Source organism: Polynucleobacter sp. JS-Mosq-20-D10 (assembly GCF_018687755.1).
GTDB lineage: Bacteria > Pseudomonadota > Gammaproteobacteria > Burkholderiales > Burkholderiaceae > Polynucleobacter.
The window spans coordinates 330611-351455 of sequence record NZ_CP061305.1; the positions used below are offsets into that span (position 1 = coordinate 330611).

The window sequence follows — 20845 nt, forward strand, 5'->3', positions numbered from 1 at the left end:
AAATAGAGGGTAAGAAAATGAGTGCTCAAGATAGATTTATACATTTAACGGCAAATGTCGATAAGAGTGCTGTGATTGATGCCGGGTCAAAGATTTGGATAAATGTTCAAATTAGAGAACATGCAAAGATCGGTAAAAATTGCATTATTTCCAAAGATTCTTATATAGACCATGGGGTAATCATTGGTAACGATTGCAAAATTCAAAATAGTGTATCTATTTATAATGGTGTAACTATTGAAGATGAGGTTTTTATAGGGCCAAATGCGGCTTTTACGAATGATAGGGTACCTCGTGCTTTTAATAAGGAATGGAAAACAACATCCACACTCGTCAAACAGGGTGCTAGCATTGGCGCTAATGCTACGATAATTTGCGGCGTGACAATAGGAGAGTACTCAATGGTGGCTGCTGGCGCAGTCGTTACAAAGAACGTAGCACCCTATACCCTTGTCGCTGGAAATCCTGCCAAAGTAATATCCAAAATTGACCGCATGGGAAATAAAATTAAAGGCATGGAATCAGATGAATAGTATAGTCAGAGTTGGCCTGATTGGTATTGGTAAGATGGGAAAAAATCACTTACGAGTACTATCAATGTTGAAAAATGTTGAAATCATATTCATTAATGATCTTGATAAAGAGGCCGTAAAAAAAATTGCAAAGCAATATGACGTATTGAATGTTGACAATCCACAAGAATATCTCAATAAGATTGATGCATTATTTATAGCTAGCCCTACTAGTACACATTATGAAATTATTAAAAACGTAGCAGGTAAAGTACGAAATATTTTTGTGGAAAAACCTCTATCCTCTAATTTAAAGGAGGCAAGAGATCTTGTTGAATGTGTCAAGCCATTAAATCTCAACATCCAAATTGGTTTTATTGAGCGATATAACCCTGCCGTGCGCGAAATTAAGAAAATTCTGAGCCACAGCAGCGGCGTTGTTAACATAGATTTTACTAGAACAAATAAATTAAGTTCTCGTATCAATGATGTTGATGTTGTAACGGACCTAATGATTCACGATATAGACTTGGCTTTATTTATTAATGGCCCAGTTGATACGGTTGATGCTGTTGGGGTTGCTGAAGGCGGCATCATTGATTTTGCTTCGGCAACCTTAAGGCATCAAAATGGCAGCTTTTCACGCATACAGGCTAGTCGCATGACTGAAAAGAAGATGAGAATGATACAAGCAACCTGTAAGGATATGTTTATAGAATGTAACTTGCTAAGGAAAGAGGTCTTAATAAGTCGTCAATCTGAATTGAGAAAAATTGATAATGAGTCTTACACAATAACCGCCCAAGAAGAATCAATAGAAGTTCCGCACCAAGAAGCCCTTCTAAATCAACTTCAAGCCTTTTTAGCCAGCTGCTATGAGGAGGATTTTTCACAAAGACCAAATATACAAGCTGGTCTTGACGCAATGATAATTTGTGATCAAATTAAAGAAAGTGTGCTGTGATGCAAGTGCGCGAACCAATTGAAGGTAAAAAAGTACTAGTTGTAGGGGGCGCTGGTTTTATTGGAAGTCATCTTGTTGATAGACTGATAAATAGCCGGACCCAGGAAGTTGTTGTTGTAGATAATCTCTTTACTGGCGATATTAACAATCTTCACTCCGCCCTTAAAAATGATCACACCTTTCTATATAGAGATGATGCTGAAATTAGTACTAGTTTAGGATATATTTTCGATAATCATGAGATTGATGTTGTATTTAATTGTGCTACAAAGGCGCTAAATTACTCATATTTAAATCCTGCAAATGCATTTGCAACAAATGTAAACGTTGTACTAAATTTACTTGAAAATCAGCGCCGCGGAAGATTCAATACACTTTGCCATTTTTCAACGTCAGAGGTTTATGGAACAGCGGTATACGAGCCAATGGACGAGGAGCACCCTAAAAATCCAACAACAGCATATGCAGCTGGAAAGGCGGCCGCAGACCATGCTGTCGAGAGTTATGTAAAAATGTTTAACCTTGACTCTTATATTGTCAGACCCTTCAATAACTTTGGACCTAGACAAAACTATAGGGGTTATTTAGCAGGCATTATTCCTATAACTATTTGGCGAATTCTTAATGGTATAGCTCCAGAAATTCATGGTTCAGGACTGCAAAGTCGAGACTTCATATATGTTTATGACACTGTAGATGCGGTGCTAAAACTGCATGCTCATTTACCTATGGGCGAGTCGGTAAATATTTCTACGGAAAACCAAGTAAGTGTTCAAAACTTAATAAAAATAATTTGTAAAAAAATGAACTATTTTGGTGAAATAGTGAATAAGTCTGAAAGAGTGTCGGATGTAATGTGTCATGTTGCTAATAACCACAAAATATGTGAATTGGTTGAATTCAATTTAACACCATTTGATGATGCGCTAGATAAGACTATCGAATGGTATTTAAATAATATTTCTATTGACAATCAAATTCGTAATTAAAAAATAAAAATTTAGACAATCTAATTTATCTATGTGTTTTCTAAATCGGATTTAGAGGGTTAATTAGATGAGAATCAAACGGTTGGGTTTTGCAATATGGGCAAGCAAAAACTTTGGGGGAATGGAGAGAAGATTTGCTCGCTTGGCCGAGTTTCTGTTTGGAGAATCAGATGCTATTGAGGTCGTTATCTTTGCACAAAGAAGATGTGCGGCTCAAATCTCCATGGCTCTTTCAAGCTCTGAGAATATAAAAATCATTGAATTTGGATCCAGTGATTATAGGCGTGGAATCCTACAATTTCTGTTAGAGCTGGTTGATTTGGCGACCATGTTAAGACGATATAAGTGCGATCATCTTCATCTAAGTATGAATCCAGGCATTTTTTCCTGTATTTTTGCAGCGATAGCTCCACTAGATGCAAGGATGTCTATATGCTTTGTTGATCCTTCCTATGACACATCTACCACAAGAGTTTCTAGATTTTTTGCAAATATTAGCCTGATAAGGTTTCATAGAATTGATTGTCTGTCGCAACAACTTTTTTCAGAGTTCAAACATTTTTTTTGGGGTCTATATCGATCGCGTTGGCAAATTGCACCTTGCAGCTTTACCGATTATTCTCAATGCAAGATTTGCGTGGAGCGAGATATTGATGTCGTATTTATGGCGCGATTTGATCGTGATAAGGGGTATGATTTATTACTTGGTATTCTAAAATTATTACCTGAATTGAAGATTCATTTTTGTGGATTTGGTGTTAATGCACCAACATATCACTGTAGCAACAATGTAAAGATTTATAAGGCCGAGAATGCATTTGAAGTCTTAGGGAGGGCCAAGATTTTTTTATCCATTCAAAAAAGGAATAACTATCCTTCCCAAGCAACTCTTGAGGCAATGTCTAGTGGGTGTGCGATTATTGCTACAGATGTTGGCGAAACTAGAAAATTTCTTGATGAATCATGTGCCTTGATGATTTCTTATAATGCGGATGAATTACTGATGGCAATTAAGACATTAATAATTGACTCTGAGTTAAGAGCTAAGCTAGGTTTCAATGCCAGAAACATTGCCATAGAAAAGCATACTGTTCAAAGGTATGGACTTTATTTTTTGGAGAAAATAGTTGAAGTCGATAGTACACATCATAACGGACCTTAACATTGGTGGGGCAGAGCGCGCTTTATATACTTTAGTAACTTCTGGACTGGAAGAGAAATTTACTAGTAGTGTTATTTCCCTAAGGTCGGATGGTCATTATGGCCCACTTTTGCGAGAGTTTGGAATACCAGTTACAAGTCTTAATATCAATTCATTTTCCTCATTAATGCTAGCGCTACCTAGGTTAAAGGATGAGATTGTTAATCGTAAACCAGATATTATTCAGGGGTGGATGTATCATGCAAATTTATTTGCATTACTTGGATCATTATTTATGCCTAAATATTCCAAAGTTATTTGGAATATTCGCCTCAGCCTTGAGGATATTAAGCGCAGGAAAATTACAACACGTTTTGTGGTGAAGCTTGGCGCTATTTTTTCTAAACAAGTTTGTGCAATTATCTACAACTCAAATCGATCACTTGCTCAACATAAATCCTATGGATATATATGTACCAATCAACTAATGATTCCAAATGGATTTGATGTTGCAAGGTGGATTCCGGATAATGAGAGCACTAAAGCAATAAGACTAAAGTACGGGATTAACGCAGATCAAAAAATAATTGGTTTTGTTGGGAGAGGTGATGATCAAAAAGACATACCCAACCTATGTAGCGCATTTTCATTAGTGCAACAAGCTGTGCCAGGAGTAACGATGTTGTGTATAGGCCCCAACGTTTACGACTACAGACCAAGAAATATACCACTATATGGAGTGATATTTACCGGGGCACAAAAGGATATTGAAAAATTAATGCCAGGCTTTGATATCCTATGTTTGAGCTCTAGATCGGAGGGCTTCCCCAATGTGCTTGGCGAGGCAATGTCCTGTGCAGTTCCTTGCGTTACAACAAATGTCGGTGATGCATCAGAAATAGTTGGTGATACTGGATGGGTGGTTGATCCAGCCGATAATTTTGCATTGGCAGCCGCACTAATAGCTGCACTTCAAATGGATTTAACTGAAATGAAAGTGATGGGTAATAAGGCTAGAGAGCGAGTTATCCAAGAATACGGAATTCATAATATAGTGTCTCGATATGTTGAGTTCTATAGCAAAATTTACGGAGTTTATTAATGTGCGGGATTGTTGGATATTTGTCGCCAAATCAAGAGCCACATGCAAAAATTATTGATCTAATGTTGCAAAAAATTCAGCATCGGGGGCCCGATGGGAGTGGAATTTGGCTTGATAAACATGCTGGGATAATATTAGGGCACCAAAGACTTTCAATACTGGATTTGTCATCCACTGGTGCGCAGCCTATGAAATCTCAGAGTGGGCGATTTATTATTGTTTTCAATGGCGAAATTTACAATCATCTAAAGTTAAGGGATGAAATGCTTAGGGGGGGCTCTGGAACTCCTGAGTGGCGAGGGTCCTCTGATACTGAAACACTTTTAGCTGGATTTGAATTTTGGGGTATCGAGGCAACTTTAGCTAAGGCAGTCGGAATGTTTGCATTTGCTCTTTGGGATAGCAAGCTTAATAAATTAATTCTTGCAAGAGACCGCTTCGGTGAGAAGCCTTTGTACTACGGCTGGCAGGGAGGGGTTGGCAATAGAATATTTTTATTTGGATCCGATTTATCAGCTCTCCGCGTGCATCCCGCTTTCAGTGCCGAAATTAGCAGGGATAACCTGGCATTATTTATGCGTTATGGTTACATCGGAGGGGAGCATTCAATATACAAGGGTATTAATAAATTGAAGCCCGGATGTATTCTTAAGATCTCATTGTCTTCGCTTAAATTGGAAATTAGTAATTGGTGGTCCACTGAACTTCTGATTTCAAGCAATAGCAATTTTCGTGGGGATAAGGAGGATGCTGTTAAAGAGCTAGAGAGCTTGCTGGCAAATTCAATTCGGCAACAAATGTTATCTGATGTGCCTGTAGGGGCATTCTTATCCGGCGGAGTTGATTCGACAACCATTGTATCTATGATGCAGGCGCAATCATCTTCCCCAATTAAAACATTTACAGTTGGATTTTATGAGGATGGGTATAACGAAGCAGAGCATGCGAAAAAAATTGCAAAATACTTGGGGACTGATCATACAGAACTATATGTAAACTCGCGACAAGCCTTGGATGTTATCCAAATGTTACCAACTATTTATTCTGAGCCATTTGCAGATGCATCTCAAATTCCAACATATTTGGTAAGTGGTTTGGCTGGTAAACAAGTTAAAGTAGCATTATCTGGAGACGGTGGCGATGAGCTTTTCTGCGGATACACGAGATATCAAATGACAAAACGTTATTGGAATAAGGTTAAATTTCTTCCCATTCCAATAAGAATATTATTGAAACAATCCATTTATTCAATACCAATTTCGGCATGGGATAGCTTTGGAAGAAAAATTAACTTCCCAAGGTTCGGGGATAAGCTATACAAAGCCGCAAACTTATTGGACAAGAAAAATGCATCTGAACTGTATGGAGGGATTGTATCTTTATGGGATAAGCCTAATAACCTAGTTATAGGCTCATTTGAGCCAAAGTGTAGTGACATGGAGGCAATTCTGAGTCTAGAAAATATTGGCGAGATTGATCGTATGATGGCGCTTGATTTAGTTGGCTATCTACCAGAAGATATCTTAACTAAGGTTGACAGAGCGGCAATGAGTGTTAGTTTGGAGACAAGAGTTCCACTGTTGGATCATCGAATAGTCGAGTTTGCTTGGTCACTTCCACTGGAGTACAAAATTAACAAGGGTGTTGATAAGTGGCCATTAAGAAAAATTTTATATAAATATGTTCCACAAGAGTTAATTGATAGACCTAAAATGGGGTTTGGTATTCCGCTTGCAAGTTGGCTACGAGGCCCGTTAAAAAATTGGGCTGAAGAGTTGCTAAATGAAAAAAAGTTGGATCGGGAGGGGTATTTAAATTCAAGAGTGGTCAGGCGTGCCTGGAGTGAGCATCTATCTGGTAAACGAAATTGGGCTTATCAGTTGTGGAATATATTAATGTTTCAGATGTGGTTGGAGTCGTAGTGATGCTATCTTATTTGGCACTTTATTTTTTAATGGTCATACTTGGCGTCACCTGTAATTATGATAATAATCAACTGAAAAAAAACATTTTTAATCCAAGCTGGTTATTAGCTTTCATAGTCCTAACTTTATTTATTGGTTTTCGTTATCAAGTGGGTGCGGATTGGAATGCATATCAAGAGCAAGTTGAGATGATGGCTGGAGAAGAATATAGTTTTTTATATCGCGATCCAGCATACTCAACTTTAAATTGGTTTGGTGCAAATGTTGGTGGCAATATATATTTCGTAAATTTAGTATGCTCCATTATATTTTGTTGGAGCCTAATTAAATTTTGCCATAGTCAGCCACGTTCTTGGTTGGCATTGATTCACTCACTTCCATATCTAGTAATAGTCGTGGGCATGGGTTATTCACGGCAGGCAGTTGCAATTGGTTTTTGGCTATTGACAATTTTGTGTTTAAGTAATAAAAATATATATAAGGCATTTTTTTTTATTATTTGCGCCTCATTATTTCATAAGTCTGCAATAGTCCTTTCGGTGATCATCATTTTAAGTTTGGACTGGAAAAAGAATAAATCAATTACCTATCTTTTCTCATTTATATTTTTTATAGTTGGCTTCCAGTTTTTTTTGGATGGATATGATATTTTGATGACTCAATATGTTACTCCTGAATATCGCTCATCAGGTTCTTTTGTAAGGATTTCAATAAATGGATTTTCGGCATTGCTCTTTCTTCTTAATAGAAAAAAATACACAACAAATCCTATAGAGTTGAGATTTTGGACAACTATGTCCTGGTTGGCTATTCTTGCTTTTATATTACTTCTGTTAACTCCTTCATCCACAGCGGTTGATCGATTTTCATTATATTTAATACCATTACAACTTTTTGTTCTATCAAGATTTCCAGATGCACTGTCGCTTAATGAGTGTGCAAAAATTATCTTAATCTATGGGATAGTATTTAGTAATTTCATTTTTTTACTGGTCTGGCAGGAATATTCTAACTATTCATTTTTATGGCAGCCATACAAATTTTTCCCCTTCGAATTCTATATGGAATATTAAATATATTTAATCATAAATGCCTAAAATTTTAATTGTTGCTAATACCTCATGGAATATTATCAATTTCAGAGCAAATCTTATCCGAAGGCTTGTTTCTGAGGGTTATGAAGTTGTGATTGCAGCAGGAATTGACCAGTATAGCGATCAAATACAAGGCTTAGGCGCCCGTTTTGTTAAATTGAGAATAAGAAGTCACAGCATTAATCTTTGGGATGAGTTTTTGTTGCTGATGGACTTAATGCTAATTTTTAGGAAAGAGCGTCCGGTAATTTTTCTCGGGTATACAATCAAACCCAACATATATGGGTCTCTTGCTGCTATTTTTTTTAAAATACCCACTATTAATAATATTGCTGGGTTAGGAACTGTTTTTGTTACAAAAAGCATGATAAGTAAGTTGGTATCTCTAATGTATAAGCTTTCCCTTTCTAAGTCATCAACTGTATTTTTTCAGAATAAAGATGATTTAGAGTTATTTACATCACAATCTATCATACAAAAAAAGCACGCTTGTCTCCTACCGGGCTCTGGAGTGGACTTAAAAAAATTTAAATATTCTCCAATACCAGCATCAAATAAGCTTAGATTTTTACTAATTGCTCGGCTTCTTTGGGACAAGGGTGTTGGCGAGTTTGCGGAGGCGGCTCGCATACTTAAACAAGAAGATATTAATGTAGAGATGTGTTTACTTGGTTTCATAGATTCTAAAAACTCAAGCTCTGTGCCGAAAAGTAAGATTGATGAATGGGTTTCTGATGGGCTTGTAACTTATTTGGGGGTTACTGATAATGTTCGAGAAGAAATAGCTAAGGCCCACTGCGTTGTCTTGCCCTCTTATTATCGCGAAGGAACTCCGAGGGCTTTATTGGAGGGCGCAGCAATGGGTAGGCCAATTATTGCAGCTGACTCAATTGGTTGTCGCGATGTTGTAGATGACGGAGTTAACGGTTATCTTTGCCGTCCCAAAGATGCATATGATCTTGCCAATAAAATTTCCACAATCGCATCGATGGAACATTATATTCGGGAACAAATGGGTTTACTTAGTAGGAAAAAAGTTCGGGATGAGTTTGATGAAGAAACCGTTATTAATGCATATCTAGACTCCATTAGATCAGTTTATTCCAATTGAATGGTTTAGTTTTTAACTAATAAGGCTATGTTTTCAAACTTCAAAACACTAAATTTACTTTATGTTTGATTTGCTAAAAAATTTTTAAATACTGAATCCACTTGGGTGTCTTGAATCTTACTATCTGAGTGTATAGCCAAATATACAGTGCGAGAAATATTCCCGAGAATAATATTAATAAAGGGGTAGACTTAAACCAAAGTATCGCTGGAATAATACTTAATATTGTTAAAATCCATAGATAGGGGGCTGTTGATGCATTTGCACTAACTGGGTTGGGCTTAAACACTGTTGGCAGTAAGATGCGTTTGTAAATAAGAGTGTGGAAATGAATTGCATCCGGTAAGCCCGGGTTCTTATTCTGATGAATTCTTCTTCTATATAAAGTAAATAAAGTTTCACTTATGGGATAGCAGTTAACTAAAAATGCAAACCAAGGAGATATTTCAGGATTTCTCATCACGATTGCTATACTTAGTGAAGCAATCCAAAAGCCGATTAGGTATGCGCCGCCATCACCTAAAAAAATTAGCCCTAACGGATAATTTAGGATGAAAAATCCGAGAATTGCTGCCGCCATAATAAGACTTAAGATCATTAACTCGTAATCAAAAAATGTATAGCTTACATATGCAATTGCTAATAGTGTAATAATGCCAACCATACTGGCCAACCCATGAAATCCATCAATAATATTGTATGCATTTGAAAGCCCGGTAATAGCGAAGATTGTAAAAATCAGTGAGAATGCCGGAATGGAAAATAGTAAATCTAGATAAGGGATGCCAAATGACATTATTTGAATCCCGAGCATATAAATTAGAAGAATTGCACTTGAAGCTGTGGCTAACAATCGACCCTTAACGCTAATTTTTTTTGTAATATCCTCAAGTAAGCCAATAAAGAATGTTGGGAGTGCGCTCAATAGGAGTAGTACATTAAAATTTACTCCACCCACTTGTTCGAGGTTCAATATAGTAGCAAGAAAAATTCCTAAGATTATTGCAAGCCCGCCAATACGAGGAGTTAATCCTGTATGATTTTTTTGAGGCCCAGAATTTTCAATATCCGCAGAGAAATGTAAATGCAAATTTTTGCATCTCAAAATCACTATTGACATAGTAAAAGAAGAAAAAAAAGCTACGATTAATTTAATCATCTTAAGGTTAATAAATTTAAATTTATATAATTATTGGATTAATGTAAGCCTGATGATATATCCATCTTGCGGGTCCATGGTAGATTCATTTGCTACATATATTTATTTTTTATATTGGGGTGCTAGCCAAATTAGTACTTGCCTAACCTTTTTTAACCTCTCTTACCCTTTGCGATACTAAATGTGGCTCTAAAAAATGATTTTTTTGTATTTCGGTAAGAATACTCCTCTCTTTGAGCTATTCCCCCAATGCTTTAGTTTTCACGAAAATTTTGATGTTAAACCCATGCGATGAAGTTGCTTACTCCAATTGCCCTTTATTCGCAATCATGATGGCTGCAAAGACGGCATCACCGGCAATAAATTCAGCGGCCTTATGACCGGAAAATATCGTGGCGATGATCAGCGTAATTCAATATTGGTGACGCTAATTGCCGGGGCTAATGTGCCTTATCGACATCACTTTTTCTGACTTAAGGTACTAAGCTCAAAAATAAGAACTCAAAGAAAATAATTAAGGGCACCACCCCCTGTAGAAGCGTGGCTCTCCCAATCGCCAGGGTTAGCGCCCCTATAAAGAATGATAGATACATTAAAGTCATATTAAGAGGGCTAATGCCTAAACTGATTGGTAAATCAAAGAAGATGGCAAAGGCAGCCACTGAGGGTATAGTCAATCCGATGCTGGCTAGCGCTGAACCTAATGCTAGATTCAAGCTACTTTGCAATCGGTTGGCTCTAGCCGCCCTGACAGCTGCATAAGCCTCTGGCATTAATACCAGCATTGCAATGGCAATACCCACAACTGTTTTTGGTGCCCCTGCTGCTTTGACCCCTGCTTCAATTGCAGGATTGAGCGCTTCTGCTAAGCCTACGACTATGGCTAGTGAGATCAGGAGAAGTACTGCGCTAATACTGGTTTTCAGATTGCTGGGTTTGTCTGCATGGGTAGCGCTATTGACATTCTGGCCTTCTGCCTTAGGAAGGTAGTAGTCGCGATGACTGACAGTCTGGAAAAATAAGAATGCGCCATACAAGGCAAAAGAGGCTATTCCTGCAAAAGCAAGCTGGCTCTTGGTGAAATCAGGCCCTGGCGTGCTGACGGTCACCATAGGCATAACTAAGATGAATGTGGCTAAAGCGGTGAGTACTGTTAAAGCTGAATTTGCACCCTCATTGCGGAAAGTCATCTCGTAATGCTTAAAGCCCCCCATAAAGATACAAAGTCCGATAACTCCATTAATTACGATCATCACGGTTGCAAAGACGGCGTCACGAGCAATAAATTCAGAGCCTTCGTGACCAGCAAGCATCATGGCAATGATCAGGGAAACTTCAATAATGGTGACGCTAATCGATAGTACTAAGGTTCCATATGGCTCACCTGTTTTATGGGCAATTACCTCTGCATGGTGAACTGCCGATAAGACTGCTCCAATGAGGGTGATGCCCATCAAGATGATGAACCAAGTTTGACTAAGAAGATGTGCCATGTAAGAAAATTGGTGTGTAGGTAAGAGGCTTAAATTCAGGGTAAGCTTTGATAATTAATACTCGTAGTTTAAAAGGTTTGTATGAATACGAAAGCAATCGTCTTATTTGGTCACGGAGCCCGTGATGCGCGTTGGCGCGAGCCCTTTGATCGTCTGGCATCGCTCTGGAAGGCGCAGAGGCCTCACGTTCCTGTGGAGTTAGCCTTTTTAGAGCTCATGCATCCAAATCTCGAGGAGGCGATTACTACTCAGGTATCTGCTGGTGCCACAGAGGTAGTTGTGGTACCAGTCTTTTTTGGTCAAGGTGGCCATTTGCGCAACGACTTCCCAGTACTGCTGGATGCTTGCCGGGAAAAATTTCCGCAGATTGCCCTAAGCGCGACGCCTGCTGTCGGGGAAGATGACGCTGTCTTGCAAGCCATCATCGAATTTAGCGCTAGAGCTCTGTAAATCTGCAGTTTGATTGATTGAGTGTTTTTCTCTTAAGGCCTCCCCAACCATAATGAGCGCAGGCGATGCGCTATCAAACCAGCCATTTGCTTTGCCGTCCGCTAATTGACCAAGACTGCTTGACCAGTGACGTTCATTTTGGGTGCTCACGGCTTCTAGGATGTGAACGGGTGTTTCGCTTGTGTGTGGGGAGTTGTTTTCGATTAACTGTTTAGCAATATTGCTAGCATCCTTACGACCCATGTAATACACCAAGGTATCAGCTTGTGGATTTTGAATTGGCTGTTGCTGACCCCCGTTATAAGCAAGATTTTCAGTGCCTTGCGCCAGGGTAACAAAAGCAACGCTACGAGATAGCCCGCGTAAGGTAAGCGATTTCTGGATCGCAGCTGCGCCAGCTAGAGCAGCGGTAATGCCTGGTACAACTTCTACTTCAATCTGATGCTTTTTGAGTGCTTGGATTTCTTCATCGGCGCGACCAAACATCATTGGGTCGCCGCCCTTTAAGCGAACAATGACTTGATATTTTTGTGCTGCATCTACGAGGCGCTTGTTAATGAAATGCTGCGCTGAGGAGAGCTTTCCACAACGCTTACCAACAGGCTCTTTAATGGCTTGAGGGCAGAGTTCTAGCATTGCTGTATCAACCAAGGCATCATGAAAAACAATATCTGCCTTTGCCAATAGATTAGCTCCGCGCACAGTAATGAGATCAGCTGCGCCAGGGCCGGCACCAACCAAAAAGACTTTCCCGGGTTTGTTTGTATTACTCATGATATTTTTTCTGATCGTGACCTAGATAGTTGCTTGACTGCTGCGGGTATCGCGCCAGCTGTTTTGTGTAGTCACACTAAAGAGATCAAACTGCTTGAGTCCGATATCGAGATTCTGATCAGGACGTAATTCAAAAGCATCAAAACCGACTCGAGCGCCTTGTAAGAGCTGATCAACTAAGACATCCCCAATCGCACGGATTTCACCTTGCCATTCAAAGCGATCTCTGAGAAGGGCTGCAGTGCTAAAACTTCTACCATCTCTAAAAAGAGGGAAGTGTGCCCCAACTACTGCCCAGAGTTTTTTGCCTTCCTCGATGATGTCCGCATGCTTAAGTATGTCGTCATCAGCCGCAAACCAGACACCAATCTCACCCTTTTTAGAGCGTGTGAGGATGTCGACATTCTGATGGTGAGTAATCCACCAATGCAATGGCACTAGAACCTTATGCAATCCATGCTCTAAGTCTGGAATGCTGCCTTCATCGCGTTCACCATCCCAGACTTGCCATTCATTGGTAATGAGAGTGGGTTTACCGTCTTTAGGGAAATAAATAATCTGTTGGTTCATGGCTCTTCCCTGACTAGACGATTACGCTCTTGTTAGATTCTTTGGCGTGCTTATCATTTTTATTGAATGCATTCTTGTATGCAGCCTCTTTAAAGGGCGCTACACCAAGGCGACGATAAGTCTCGATAAAGGGCTCACCAGTGGTGCGTTGTTCAACATAGGTATTGATGAGGCTAGTCATTACATCTGAAATTTCATTAGCATAGAAAGAAGGCCCAATCACTTTACCGATCGATGCATTATTGCCTTGCTCGCCACCTAGGGTAATTTGATACCACTCTTCACCATCTTTATCCACGCCCAATACGCCAATATTGCCAACGTGATGATGACCGCAGGAATTGATACATCCTGAAATATTGAGACTGATATCACCTAAATCAAATAAGTAATCCAAATCATCAAACCGCTTCTGAATTGCTTTGGCAATCGGCAATGACTTCGCATTAGCTAATGAGCAGAAATCACCACCAGGACAAGCGATGATGTCAGTGAGCAATCCAATATTAGGGAGTGCCACATGCTGTTGCTTAGCAGCCTGCCAAAGCTCTAGTAGTTTGGACTGCTGTACATCGGCCAATACTAAGTTTTGTTCATGGGTAACCCGTAGTTCACCAAAGCTGTATTGGTCCGCTAGATCTGCAATGGCATTCATCTGGGCGCTACTGGCATCGCCAGGGGCAACAGTGCCATGGGGCTTAAGAGACAGCATCACACTGGCATAGCCTGGTACCTGATGCGGTTTGACGTTACGCTCCAGCCAACGAGCAAAGGCAGTTCTCTCAGTCTCGGGCACGGTGGCTAGAATAGCTTCATTACTTACCACTGTTAATTTCTGATACGCAGGTTTAGTGAAGTGCTTAGCAACGCGCTCGCACTCAGACTGTGTGAAATTATCTTTACTTTCTTTTGCTTCATTGTGAAGATGTGCCCAATCAGCTTCAACTTGTCGTGCAAATTCTTCTGGGCCTAAAGCTTTTACTAAAATTTTGATGCGGGCTTTGTAAAGATTATCTCTTCTACCAAAGCGGTTATATACACGCAAGAGGGCGGTTAGATAACTTGGCAGAACTTGCCATGGCAAGCCTTGCTTAATTAATGAGCCCAGTATGGGGGTGCGACCCATGCCACCACCTGCATAGATATCAGCAGTGAATTCTCCATGATTGCTATTGGGATTTCTCTTGAGCTCAATACCGACATCGTGGCAAAGCAAAACCGTGCGATCTTCTTTAGCACCATTAATTGCAAACTTAAATTTGCGCGGTAGATGAGCAAACTCAGGATGCAAGGTTGACCATTGACGTAGCAGTTCGCAAACTGGGCGGGGGTCAATATATTCATCGGCAGCAACACCAGCAAAGGCATCGCTCGTAATATTGCGAATACAGTTGCCCGATGTCTGAATGGCATGCATTTCTACTTTGGCTAATTCAGCCAAGATGTCCGGAGTTTGCTCTAGCTCTACCCAGTTGAACTGAATATTTTGACGGGTTGTGAAATGCCCGTAACCACGATCGTATTTGTCAGCAATACAGGCTAGGGTGCGAAGCTGCTTGGCACTTAATAAGCCATAAGGAATGGCAATGCGCAGCATATAGGCATGGCGCTGGTGGTAAAGACCATTCTGTAGGCGCAGAGGCCGGAATTCTTCTTCGGCAAGGGTGCCGTTCAGGCGTCGCTCAACCTGGTCTCGGAATTGGATAACCCGTTGATCTACAAGGGTTTGGTCAATATGGTCATATTTGTACATAGACCCGTATTGTCTAGGGCTATAACCATAACTACAAATACTTAAATATCGAATCTATATATCTAAATTAATATATAGGGGTCAATGATGTTGAATTGGCGCTTAATTACTGGGGGAGCCTAACGGCAGTAGTTAGAAGCTAAATTCTCTGTAATGTCGATAGAGGTTGGCAATCGACGCAAAGCCTAGAACCACGATCAGAACAGCAAATAAGTAATCTAAGGTGAGGTATGTAAACACACCTGTTTGAATGGCTACTGCCGCCGCAATAAAGGCGGCAATAGCTCCGAAGACTACTAGTTTGAAGTTGGGGATAAAAGCGCCAAGCGTAATGGCCACAAATAACAAAATCAGATCTGAAACTAATTGATCTGCAGTTTGAAAAACTTGATTGGTGAGCTCAGGGTTGGTCATCTTTCCTAAGACTGCCAACATCAATATGCTGGCAAGTACTGCAAAGTTTAGCTTCGCTTTATTGAAAATCGTTCTAAATTGATCATTCACGGTAGGCAGTCTTTGTTGGTGAGATATTTAGGGGTTGGCACTACCGCTAAATACTAAGCTAATACCAATCCACAGAAGAATAAAAGCAACCAAGATCGTGAAGCCAAGCTTCTTGAGAAAGTATTCGAGGGTATCCATATAAGCTGCATCATTACGACCAAAGTATTGGTCAAAGCGTTTCCATACCAGGCGACCCACTACCAGTGGAAGCAGCATTGCAACAATACCGAAAATAATAGTAAGCGTGTTATCCATGGGGTGTGTATTCTTTCTAGCTAATATCTATTGAGTGTCAGTGAATGCTGGATAGTCATATAGGATACAGGGATTGTCGGAAAGAATCGCTTTTCTGAGGCTTGGATCTACTACCCAAGACCCGAATAGATCGCAGAGATCGGCATCATGCGGCATCTGCTTTTTGACCATGACATGAGGCCAATCGCTACCCCAGATTAATCGCTTGCTGTTGGCCTTAATTACCTCATCATTGAATGTTCGCATATCCACATAGGGAAAGTCCCCATCACAAATACGGTAGGGACCAGTCATTTTGACCCAAGCCTTTTGCTCTCGTAGTAGTTCTAGCAAGCCTTGAAAGCCGGCATCATTCACACCATGTCTTGCGTGTGAGTAGCCAAAATGACCAAATACCAAGTCCACCGGAAAGTCTGCAAATATTCTAGCGAGATCAGGGTATTCATTAACATGGGCTAGTAACTCTAAATGCCAACCAAAGGGTTGGATACGTTTGGCGATTGTAGTTAATTCGTCAATCGGTAAACCCTTTGATTTATCAGCAACATCCACCACATTGCAACGAATGCCACGAACACCAGCGTGATGCATGGTCTCCAATTCTGTATCGGAGATCTTGGGATCGATCACTGCTACCCCGCGAAATTGCTTGGGGTTCTCAGAGAGTGCCGCGAGCATGGCTCGATTATCAGTACCATATACGCTGGGCTGCACCAAGACGGCGCGATCAATTCTCAACATGCTTAGGAGAGATTGATATTGGCTCAGTGTGGCATCGGGTGGAGTGTAGATGCGCTCCTGTGCATAAGGAAACGCTAGAGCTGGTCCACAGATATGAGCATGGCAATCTACTGCCCCAGCAGGAAACCCCATCTTTGGCGATCGAATTTCTGAATCTGGGGCTTGGCAGAGTGGTGCAGTGTGAGTTGAGTTCAATGTACTGTGGCTAGATTACTGAGGTTCGATATTGGCGTCTTTAGCAATCTTTTGATACTTCGCCATCTCATCGCGCACAAACTTACCGAATTCTTGTGGGTTCATTGGAGTTGCTTTGATGCCTTTAGCCTCATAAGCGGTTTTCACTTCGGGAGATTGCATCGCCAAATTGATATCTTGATTAATCTTTTTCACAATTGCTGCTGATGTGCCAGCAGGTGCCCACACACCAAACCAAAGACCAATTTCAAAGTTGCCATAACCCAACTCGGCAATACTCGGAATATCTGGTACGGCCGCATTACGTACTTTACTAGTAACACCGAGCGCTCTCACTTTGCCACCTTTGAGTTGCCCGATGGCAGTATCGAGTGGCGCCATATAAAAAGCGGTACGTCCGGCCATCGTATCTTGAATGGCCTCTGGAGAGCCTTTGTAAGGAACGTGTATGAGCTTGATGCCCATCATTTGATTAAAGTACTCGGCGGCAAGATGGGTTGAGCTACCAACGCCTGCAGATGCAAAAGTAATCTCGCCGGGCTTTGACTTGGCTGCAATGATTAAATCACGAACTGATTGATAAGGCCCGTCTGCGGAAGTGACTAAGACGTAAGGTGTTTGCCCAAGAATATCGACATCAATCAGACTTTTGAGTGGGTCGTAAGGCAGCTTTTTATAAATGGCTGGATTGGCAGCATATGAAGCGGATTGCACTAGAAGGGTATAGCCATCCGGATCAGCGCTGACAACTGCGCCAGTACCGATCAAGCCACCGGCACCAGGACGATTTTCAATAATGACGGATTGTTTCCAGGTTTCTGAAAGACTTTTGGCAACAATACGGCCGGCAATGTCAGCACCAGAACCAGCAGTCAGTGGCACAATCATCTTTACCGTGCGGTTGGGGTAGCTTTGTGCGCTGGCAGCCGTAGAAATCAGGTTGAGGCTAAGCCCTAAGCCAATGAATAAGCTCAACATCCAGTTGCGCTTGGGTAAACGAGGGGGTTGCAATATCTTTTGCATCACGTCTCCTAAGTATTTTTATAGTTTCATTGGATAATCTACCATGCTCCTTTCAAGATCTCCATGATCAAGATGGGATATATAAAAATTGCTGAACCAGCTAGAAAGCAGAGATAAATGAGCCAAAAACTAGAAAAACAGATCATCAAGGTCAACGGGGTCAATATTGCCTATCGTTTTGATGGTCCTAGTGATGGCCATGTGGTGATGATGGCCAATAGCCTCATGTCGGATTGCAGTATGTGGGATTGGAATGTGCCTGCATTAAGCGATCGTTATCGAGTCCTCCGTTTTGATAAGCGTGGGCACGGCGACTCTGAAACAACCCCAGCGCCCTATAGCATCCCTCAATTGGCGGATGACGCGGCTGCCCTATTGGATGCCTTAAAGATTGATCAAGTGCATTTCATCGGACTATCGATGGGCGGCATGATTGGTCAGCAACTCGGTGCTCGTTTTCCGGAGCGTGTTTATTCTCTATCCCTCTGCGATACAGCAAGTGAAATGCCTCCACGTAGTTTGTGGGAGGAGCGTTTTGAGCTTGCGCGCAAAGAAGGCATTGCCGGTTTAGTAGATGGCACCATTCAGCGTTGGTTTACTGCCCCATTTATTGCTCGTGCGCCTCAAGATATTGCCAAAGTGCGAGAGATGATTTTGGGTACCGGGGTTGAGGGTTATCTGGGGTGTGCAAGTGCGGTAAGGGATATGGCGCAAACCACCATGCTCTTAAAAATTAAAGCCCCAACACTGATTCTGACAGGGCGTCAGGATCCAGCCTGTACGGTGGATCAAGCCATTGTGCTCAATCGTATGATTGATGGCTCCAAGTTAGTCATATTGGAAGACGCAGCGCATTTATCCAATATTGAGCAACCAGAGGTATTTAATCGAACTGTGCGAGACTTTATTGATGCCGTTGACAATGCTTTAGCAGTCAAGTGAACTGGAGCCACCTACATGAAAAAAACCGACCTGTATAAAAACCTAGCTTTGGCAACAGCACAGCGTATGAAGAACGCTACAAGAGTTCCTAAACCTGGAGCAGCAGATGATGTTGCGAAGTCTAAGAAAGAACTTGCTAGCAGCAATCCATTATTAGCTTCATTGATCGGTAAAACTGATTCAAGGTCGAAGAAGTGATCCACCCTAGATAAATCTATTTAAGTGAGTGCCAGCCTTATTTTGAAACAAGCTAAATCACTTTTCTTAGTTGATTTTCTGAAGGTCTTTGCAGCGCTATTAATCATCCTGCATCACCTATCGAGTTATGGTCAGATTGCAGAAGATGCGCGAGCATTCTTACCGGGTGTAATGAATTTTTTATTTGAGTATGGACGCTATGGCGTACAAATCTTCTTGGTCATGGCAGGTTACCTAGCAACGCAGTCATTAACGAGATTTGCGAATGCGAAATTCAGTAGCCAGAATTTACTACGAGTCATTATCAATCGCTATTTGCGTTTGTTTGCCCCTTATGTTGCCGCTTTATTTTTTACTATTCTCTGTGCTTGGATTGCACGCTTTTGGGTGAATGATGAATTCGTCGGCGAGCAAGAAACGCTCAGCCAGTTCCTGGCCCACTTATTTTTCTTGCAAGGCATATTAGGACTTGATTCTATTTCTGCTGGCGCTTGGTATGTGGCGATTGATTGGCAGTTGTACTCGGTGCTAGCGGTATTGCTAATTTCTTTTTCCTCATATCAGGTTTTAATATGGTTTCTCAGCATTATTGCGATTTGTTCTTTGCTGTACTTCAATCGCTCCAACCAGTACGAGGCCTACTTCATTTACTTTATTGGCTCATATAGTCTTGGCGTGTTGGCTTATTTGGCTAAGAACTTTTCGGATCAGAAGATCCAAGTCTTGGCCAAGTTTGTACTAATTGCGATTGGAGTGATTATCTTCATTTCCACATTGCATCAAGTGTGGTTACGAAATTTCTTAGCCTGGTTTGTGGCCTTGCTTTTATTGCTATGGGGTAATGCTACTTATCCTGCCGTGGGCTCTGAGGCCCATGGATTGAAATCATCAGTACTGCGAGCTATTACATGGGCGAGCCCGCGCTCGTACTGCGCTTTCTTAATTCACTTTGCATTTATCTTGTTGGCAAATACGCTATATATTGGCTCTGGAATGCATGCTCACGAGAGTGGCCTCATTGCAGTTGGCTTAATGTTAGGAGTCGTGGTGTGTAGCACTATTGCCGCTAGCTATCTGTATCGTTGGGTAGAAATTCCCTCGGCTAAATTAAAGACTTAGAGATTGATTATTTCAGACTTGAAAACCATTTAATTACTAAGTGAATTCACTAAATCTTAAAAGGCGTATAATTTTTTTACGACTCACCCATTAACCGTTCGGTTCATCCGATTGCTTTTTGGGCGACAGACCACCTTCGGGTGGTTTTGTCTTTTCTGGAACGGGAAAATTATCAAAACTATTGTTTATATTGATGGATATAACCTTTATTACGGCTTGCTGAGAAAGTCAAAATTGAAGTGGTTAGATATTGTTAGGCTATTTTCTGAGCGCATTTTAGATAAAAATGCAGAATTAATTCAAGTGCGCTATTACACGGCACCCGTTCTCGGCAGGATGTCGGATGATCCTATGTCAACCCAGCGACAACGGATTTACCTTCAGGCTTTGAGAAAAATGTATCCCAATTGTCTAGAAATCATTCAGGGAAAAATCTTAGCAACAACACCCTACCAAAGGTTAGTGAGACCAATTACTGAGGTCCCCGAATTGAAAATAGTTCAGGTTTATGACTTTAATGAAAAAAAGACAGATGTTAATTTGGCATCAGATTTGATTACTGGCGCTTTTACAGGTGTATGTGAGCAGGCGGTGGTTTGTAGTAATGATTCTGATCTTGAGGGTGCTTTAGCGGCGGTGAAGCGGCATCAGCCACACTTGCGTATTGGTGTGGTGGCGCCAATTCAGAGTAAAAATCATCGACATATTTCAGGTGATCTAATAAGGCACTCTGATTGGGTGAAGATTCTTAGTGTTTCGCATGCTACCGCTTCGCAGCTGCCATCGAAAATCCCGGGCTCAAAAATTCAAAAACCGAATACTTGGTAAGTG

At 41.0% G+C, this 20845-nt stretch carries 22 protein-coding genes; 13 read left to right on the forward strand and 9 right to left on the reverse strand.

Annotated features, from left to right (window positions below; all coding sequences use genetic code 11):
- The first annotated feature begins 17 nt into the window (after positions 1 to 17).
- From FD967_RS01735 to FD967_RS01770, 8 genes are all read left to right on the forward strand, one after another.
- Complete coding sequence (locus FD967_RS01735) at positions 18 to 533, forward strand: acyltransferase (protein WP_215326375.1); 516 nt, start codon at positions 18 to 20, stop codon at positions 531 to 533.
- The gene (locus FD967_RS01740) at positions 526 to 1476 is read left to right on the forward strand and encodes a Gfo/Idh/MocA family protein (protein ID WP_215326376.1); all 951 of its coding nucleotides are present in this window, start codon (positions 526 to 528) and stop codon (positions 1474 to 1476) included. Before FD967_RS01735 ends, FD967_RS01740 begins: the two co-directional genes overlap by 8 nt.
- A complete protein-coding gene (locus FD967_RS01745) occupies positions 1476 to 2465 on the forward strand; it encodes an NAD-dependent epimerase/dehydratase family protein (RefSeq protein ID WP_215326377.1) in 990 nt (329 codons plus the stop codon). The genes FD967_RS01740 and FD967_RS01745 overlap by 1 nt, the downstream gene beginning before the upstream one ends.
- 67 nt (positions 2466 to 2532) lie before the next feature.
- Positions 2533 to 3627, forward strand: coding sequence for a glycosyltransferase (locus tag FD967_RS01750; protein WP_215326378.1), 1095 nt, complete (start codon positions 2533 to 2535; stop codon positions 3625 to 3627).
- Positions 3593 to 4708, forward strand: a complete 1116-nt coding sequence (locus tag FD967_RS01755; protein ID WP_215326379.1) for a glycosyltransferase — start codon at positions 3593 to 3595, stop codon at positions 4706 to 4708. Before FD967_RS01750 ends, FD967_RS01755 begins: the two co-directional genes overlap by 35 nt.
- Complete coding sequence (gene asnB / locus FD967_RS01760; RefSeq protein WP_215326380.1) at positions 4708 to 6630, forward strand: asparagine synthase (glutamine-hydrolyzing); 1923 nt, start codon at positions 4708 to 4710, stop codon at positions 6628 to 6630. The genes FD967_RS01755 and asnB overlap by 1 nt, the downstream gene beginning before the upstream one ends.
- A gap of 2 nt (positions 6631 to 6632) precedes the next feature.
- Complete coding sequence (locus FD967_RS01765) at positions 6633 to 7706, forward strand: EpsG family protein (RefSeq protein WP_251369111.1); 1074 nt, start codon at positions 6633 to 6635, stop codon at positions 7704 to 7706.
- Positions 7707 to 7722: 16 nt separating this feature from the next.
- Positions 7723 to 8838 (forward strand): glycosyltransferase family 4 protein, encoded by a 1116-nt coding sequence (locus FD967_RS01770; protein WP_215326383.1) that lies wholly within the window; start codon positions 7723 to 7725, stop codon positions 8836 to 8838.
- Between the two features lie 73 nt (positions 8839 to 8911).
- Here the strand turns inward: FD967_RS01770 and FD967_RS01775 are convergent, their stop codons facing one another.
- Together FD967_RS01775 and FD967_RS01780 are read right to left on the reverse strand one after the other, a co-directional pair.
- Complete coding sequence (locus tag FD967_RS01775; RefSeq protein ID WP_215326384.1) at positions 8912 to 9997, reverse strand: glycosyltransferase; 1086 nt, start codon at positions 9995 to 9997, stop codon at positions 8912 to 8914.
- A 473-nt stretch (positions 9998 to 10470) separates the two neighbouring features.
- Complete coding sequence (locus FD967_RS01780; RefSeq protein WP_215326385.1) at positions 10471 to 11490, reverse strand: calcium:proton antiporter; 1020 nt, start codon at positions 11488 to 11490, stop codon at positions 10471 to 10473.
- An 81-nt stretch (positions 11491 to 11571) separates the two neighbouring features.
- On the opposite strand from FD967_RS01780, the gene FD967_RS01785 reads away from it, so the two are divergent.
- The gene (locus FD967_RS01785) at positions 11572 to 11940 is read left to right on the forward strand and encodes a sirohydrochlorin chelatase (protein ID WP_215326386.1); all 369 of its coding nucleotides are present in this window, start codon (positions 11572 to 11574) and stop codon (positions 11938 to 11940) included.
- On the opposite strand, the gene cobA is transcribed toward FD967_RS01785, so the two are convergent.
- From cobA to FD967_RS01820, 7 genes are all read right to left on the reverse strand, one after another.
- Positions 11863 to 12714: a uroporphyrinogen-III C-methyltransferase gene (cobA, locus tag FD967_RS01790; RefSeq protein ID WP_251369067.1), complete on the reverse strand. Its 852-nt coding sequence runs from the start codon at positions 12712 to 12714 to the stop codon at positions 11863 to 11865. The genes FD967_RS01785 and cobA overlap by 78 nt on opposite strands.
- 21 nt (positions 12715 to 12735) lie before the next feature.
- Entirely contained in the window at positions 12736 to 13284 is a 549-nt protein-coding gene (locus tag FD967_RS01795; RefSeq protein WP_215326388.1) for a DUF934 domain-containing protein, read from the reverse strand.
- 13 nt (positions 13285 to 13297) lie between these two features.
- Entirely contained in the window at positions 13298 to 15037 is a 1740-nt protein-coding gene (locus tag FD967_RS01800) for a nitrite/sulfite reductase (protein ID WP_215326390.1), read from the reverse strand.
- Between the two features lie 132 nt (positions 15038 to 15169).
- Complete coding sequence (locus tag FD967_RS01805; RefSeq protein WP_215326391.1) at positions 15170 to 15541, reverse strand: hypothetical protein; 372 nt, start codon at positions 15539 to 15541, stop codon at positions 15170 to 15172.
- Between the two features lie 27 nt (positions 15542 to 15568).
- Entirely contained in the window at positions 15569 to 15796 is a 228-nt protein-coding gene (locus tag FD967_RS01810) for a hypothetical protein (RefSeq protein WP_215326392.1), read from the reverse strand.
- Positions 15797 to 15823: 27 nt separating this feature from the next.
- Complete coding sequence (locus FD967_RS01815) at positions 15824 to 16732, reverse strand: amidohydrolase family protein (RefSeq protein ID WP_215326393.1); 909 nt, start codon at positions 16730 to 16732, stop codon at positions 15824 to 15826.
- A gap of 15 nt (positions 16733 to 16747) precedes the next feature.
- Complete coding sequence (locus tag FD967_RS01820) at positions 16748 to 17755, reverse strand: tripartite tricarboxylate transporter substrate binding protein (protein ID WP_215326394.1); 1008 nt, start codon at positions 17753 to 17755, stop codon at positions 16748 to 16750.
- 117 nt (positions 17756 to 17872) lie between these two features.
- Between FD967_RS01820 and pcaD the strand changes: the two genes are divergently transcribed.
- The 4 genes from pcaD to FD967_RS01840 all read left to right on the forward strand — a co-directional run bounded on the left by pcaD (position 17873) and on the right by FD967_RS01840 (position 20842).
- Complete coding sequence (pcaD, locus tag FD967_RS01825; protein ID WP_215326395.1) at positions 17873 to 18697, forward strand: 3-oxoadipate enol-lactonase; 825 nt, start codon at positions 17873 to 17875, stop codon at positions 18695 to 18697.
- A 15-nt stretch (positions 18698 to 18712) separates the two neighbouring features.
- Entirely contained in the window at positions 18713 to 18895 is a 183-nt protein-coding gene (locus FD967_RS01830) for a hypothetical protein (RefSeq protein WP_215326396.1), read from the forward strand.
- Positions 18896 to 18919: 24 nt separating this feature from the next.
- Complete coding sequence (locus FD967_RS01835; protein ID WP_251369068.1) at positions 18920 to 20014, forward strand: acyltransferase; 1095 nt, start codon at positions 18920 to 18922, stop codon at positions 20012 to 20014.
- A gap of 111 nt (positions 20015 to 20125) precedes the next feature.
- On the forward strand, positions 20126 to 20842 hold the full coding sequence (locus tag FD967_RS01840) for an NYN domain-containing protein (protein WP_215326397.1): 717 nt from the start codon (positions 20126 to 20128) through the stop codon (positions 20840 to 20842).
- The last annotated feature ends 3 nt before the right edge of the window (positions 20843 to 20845 follow it).

Coding starts and splice junctions, on each gene's coding strand:
- FD967_RS01800 (WP_215326390.1), bottom strand. CDS start 15,037: ATGTACAAATATGACCATATTGACCAAACCCTTGTAGATCAACGGGTT.
- FD967_RS01745 (WP_215326377.1), top strand. CDS start 1,476: ATGCAAGTGCGCGAACCAATTGAAGGTAAAAAAGTACTAGTTGTAGGG.
- FD967_RS01740 (WP_215326376.1), top strand. CDS start 526: ATGAATAGTATAGTCAGAGTTGGCCTGATTGGTATTGGTAAGATGGGA.
- cobA (WP_251369067.1), bottom strand. CDS start 12,714: ATGAGTAATACAAACAAACCCGGGAAAGTCTTTTTGGTTGGTGCCGGC.
- FD967_RS01830 (WP_215326396.1), top strand. CDS start 18,713: ATGAAAAAAACCGACCTGTATAAAAACCTAGCTTTGGCAACAGCACAG.
- FD967_RS01810 (WP_215326392.1), bottom strand. CDS start 15,796: ATGGATAACACGCTTACTATTATTTTCGGTATTGTTGCAATGCTGCTT.
- FD967_RS01750 (WP_215326378.1), top strand. CDS start 2,533: ATGAGAATCAAACGGTTGGGTTTTGCAATATGGGCAAGCAAAAACTTT.
- pcaD (WP_215326395.1), top strand. CDS start 17,873: ATGAGCCAAAAACTAGAAAAACAGATCATCAAGGTCAACGGGGTCAAT.
- FD967_RS01820 (WP_215326394.1), bottom strand. CDS start 17,755: ATGCAAAAGATATTGCAACCCCCTCGTTTACCCAAGCGCAACTGGATG.
- FD967_RS01765 (WP_251369111.1), top strand. CDS start 6,633: ATGCTATCTTATTTGGCACTTTATTTTTTAATGGTCATACTTGGCGTC.
- FD967_RS01780 (WP_215326385.1), bottom strand. CDS start 11,490: ATGGCACATCTTCTTAGTCAAACTTGGTTCATCATCTTGATGGGCATC.
- FD967_RS01785 (WP_215326386.1), top strand. CDS start 11,572: ATGAATACGAAAGCAATCGTCTTATTTGGTCACGGAGCCCGTGATGCG.
- FD967_RS01770 (WP_215326383.1), top strand. CDS start 7,723: ATGCCTAAAATTTTAATTGTTGCTAATACCTCATGGAATATTATCAAT.
- FD967_RS01775 (WP_215326384.1), bottom strand. CDS start 9,997: ATGATTAAATTAATCGTAGCTTTTTTTTCTTCTTTTACTATGTCAATA.
- asnB (WP_215326380.1), top strand. CDS start 4,708: ATGTGCGGGATTGTTGGATATTTGTCGCCAAATCAAGAGCCACATGCA.
- FD967_RS01735 (WP_215326375.1), top strand. CDS start 18: ATGAGTGCTCAAGATAGATTTATACATTTAACGGCAAATGTCGATAAG.
- FD967_RS01795 (WP_215326388.1), bottom strand. CDS start 13,284: ATGAACCAACAGATTATTTATTTCCCTAAAGACGGTAAACCCACTCTC.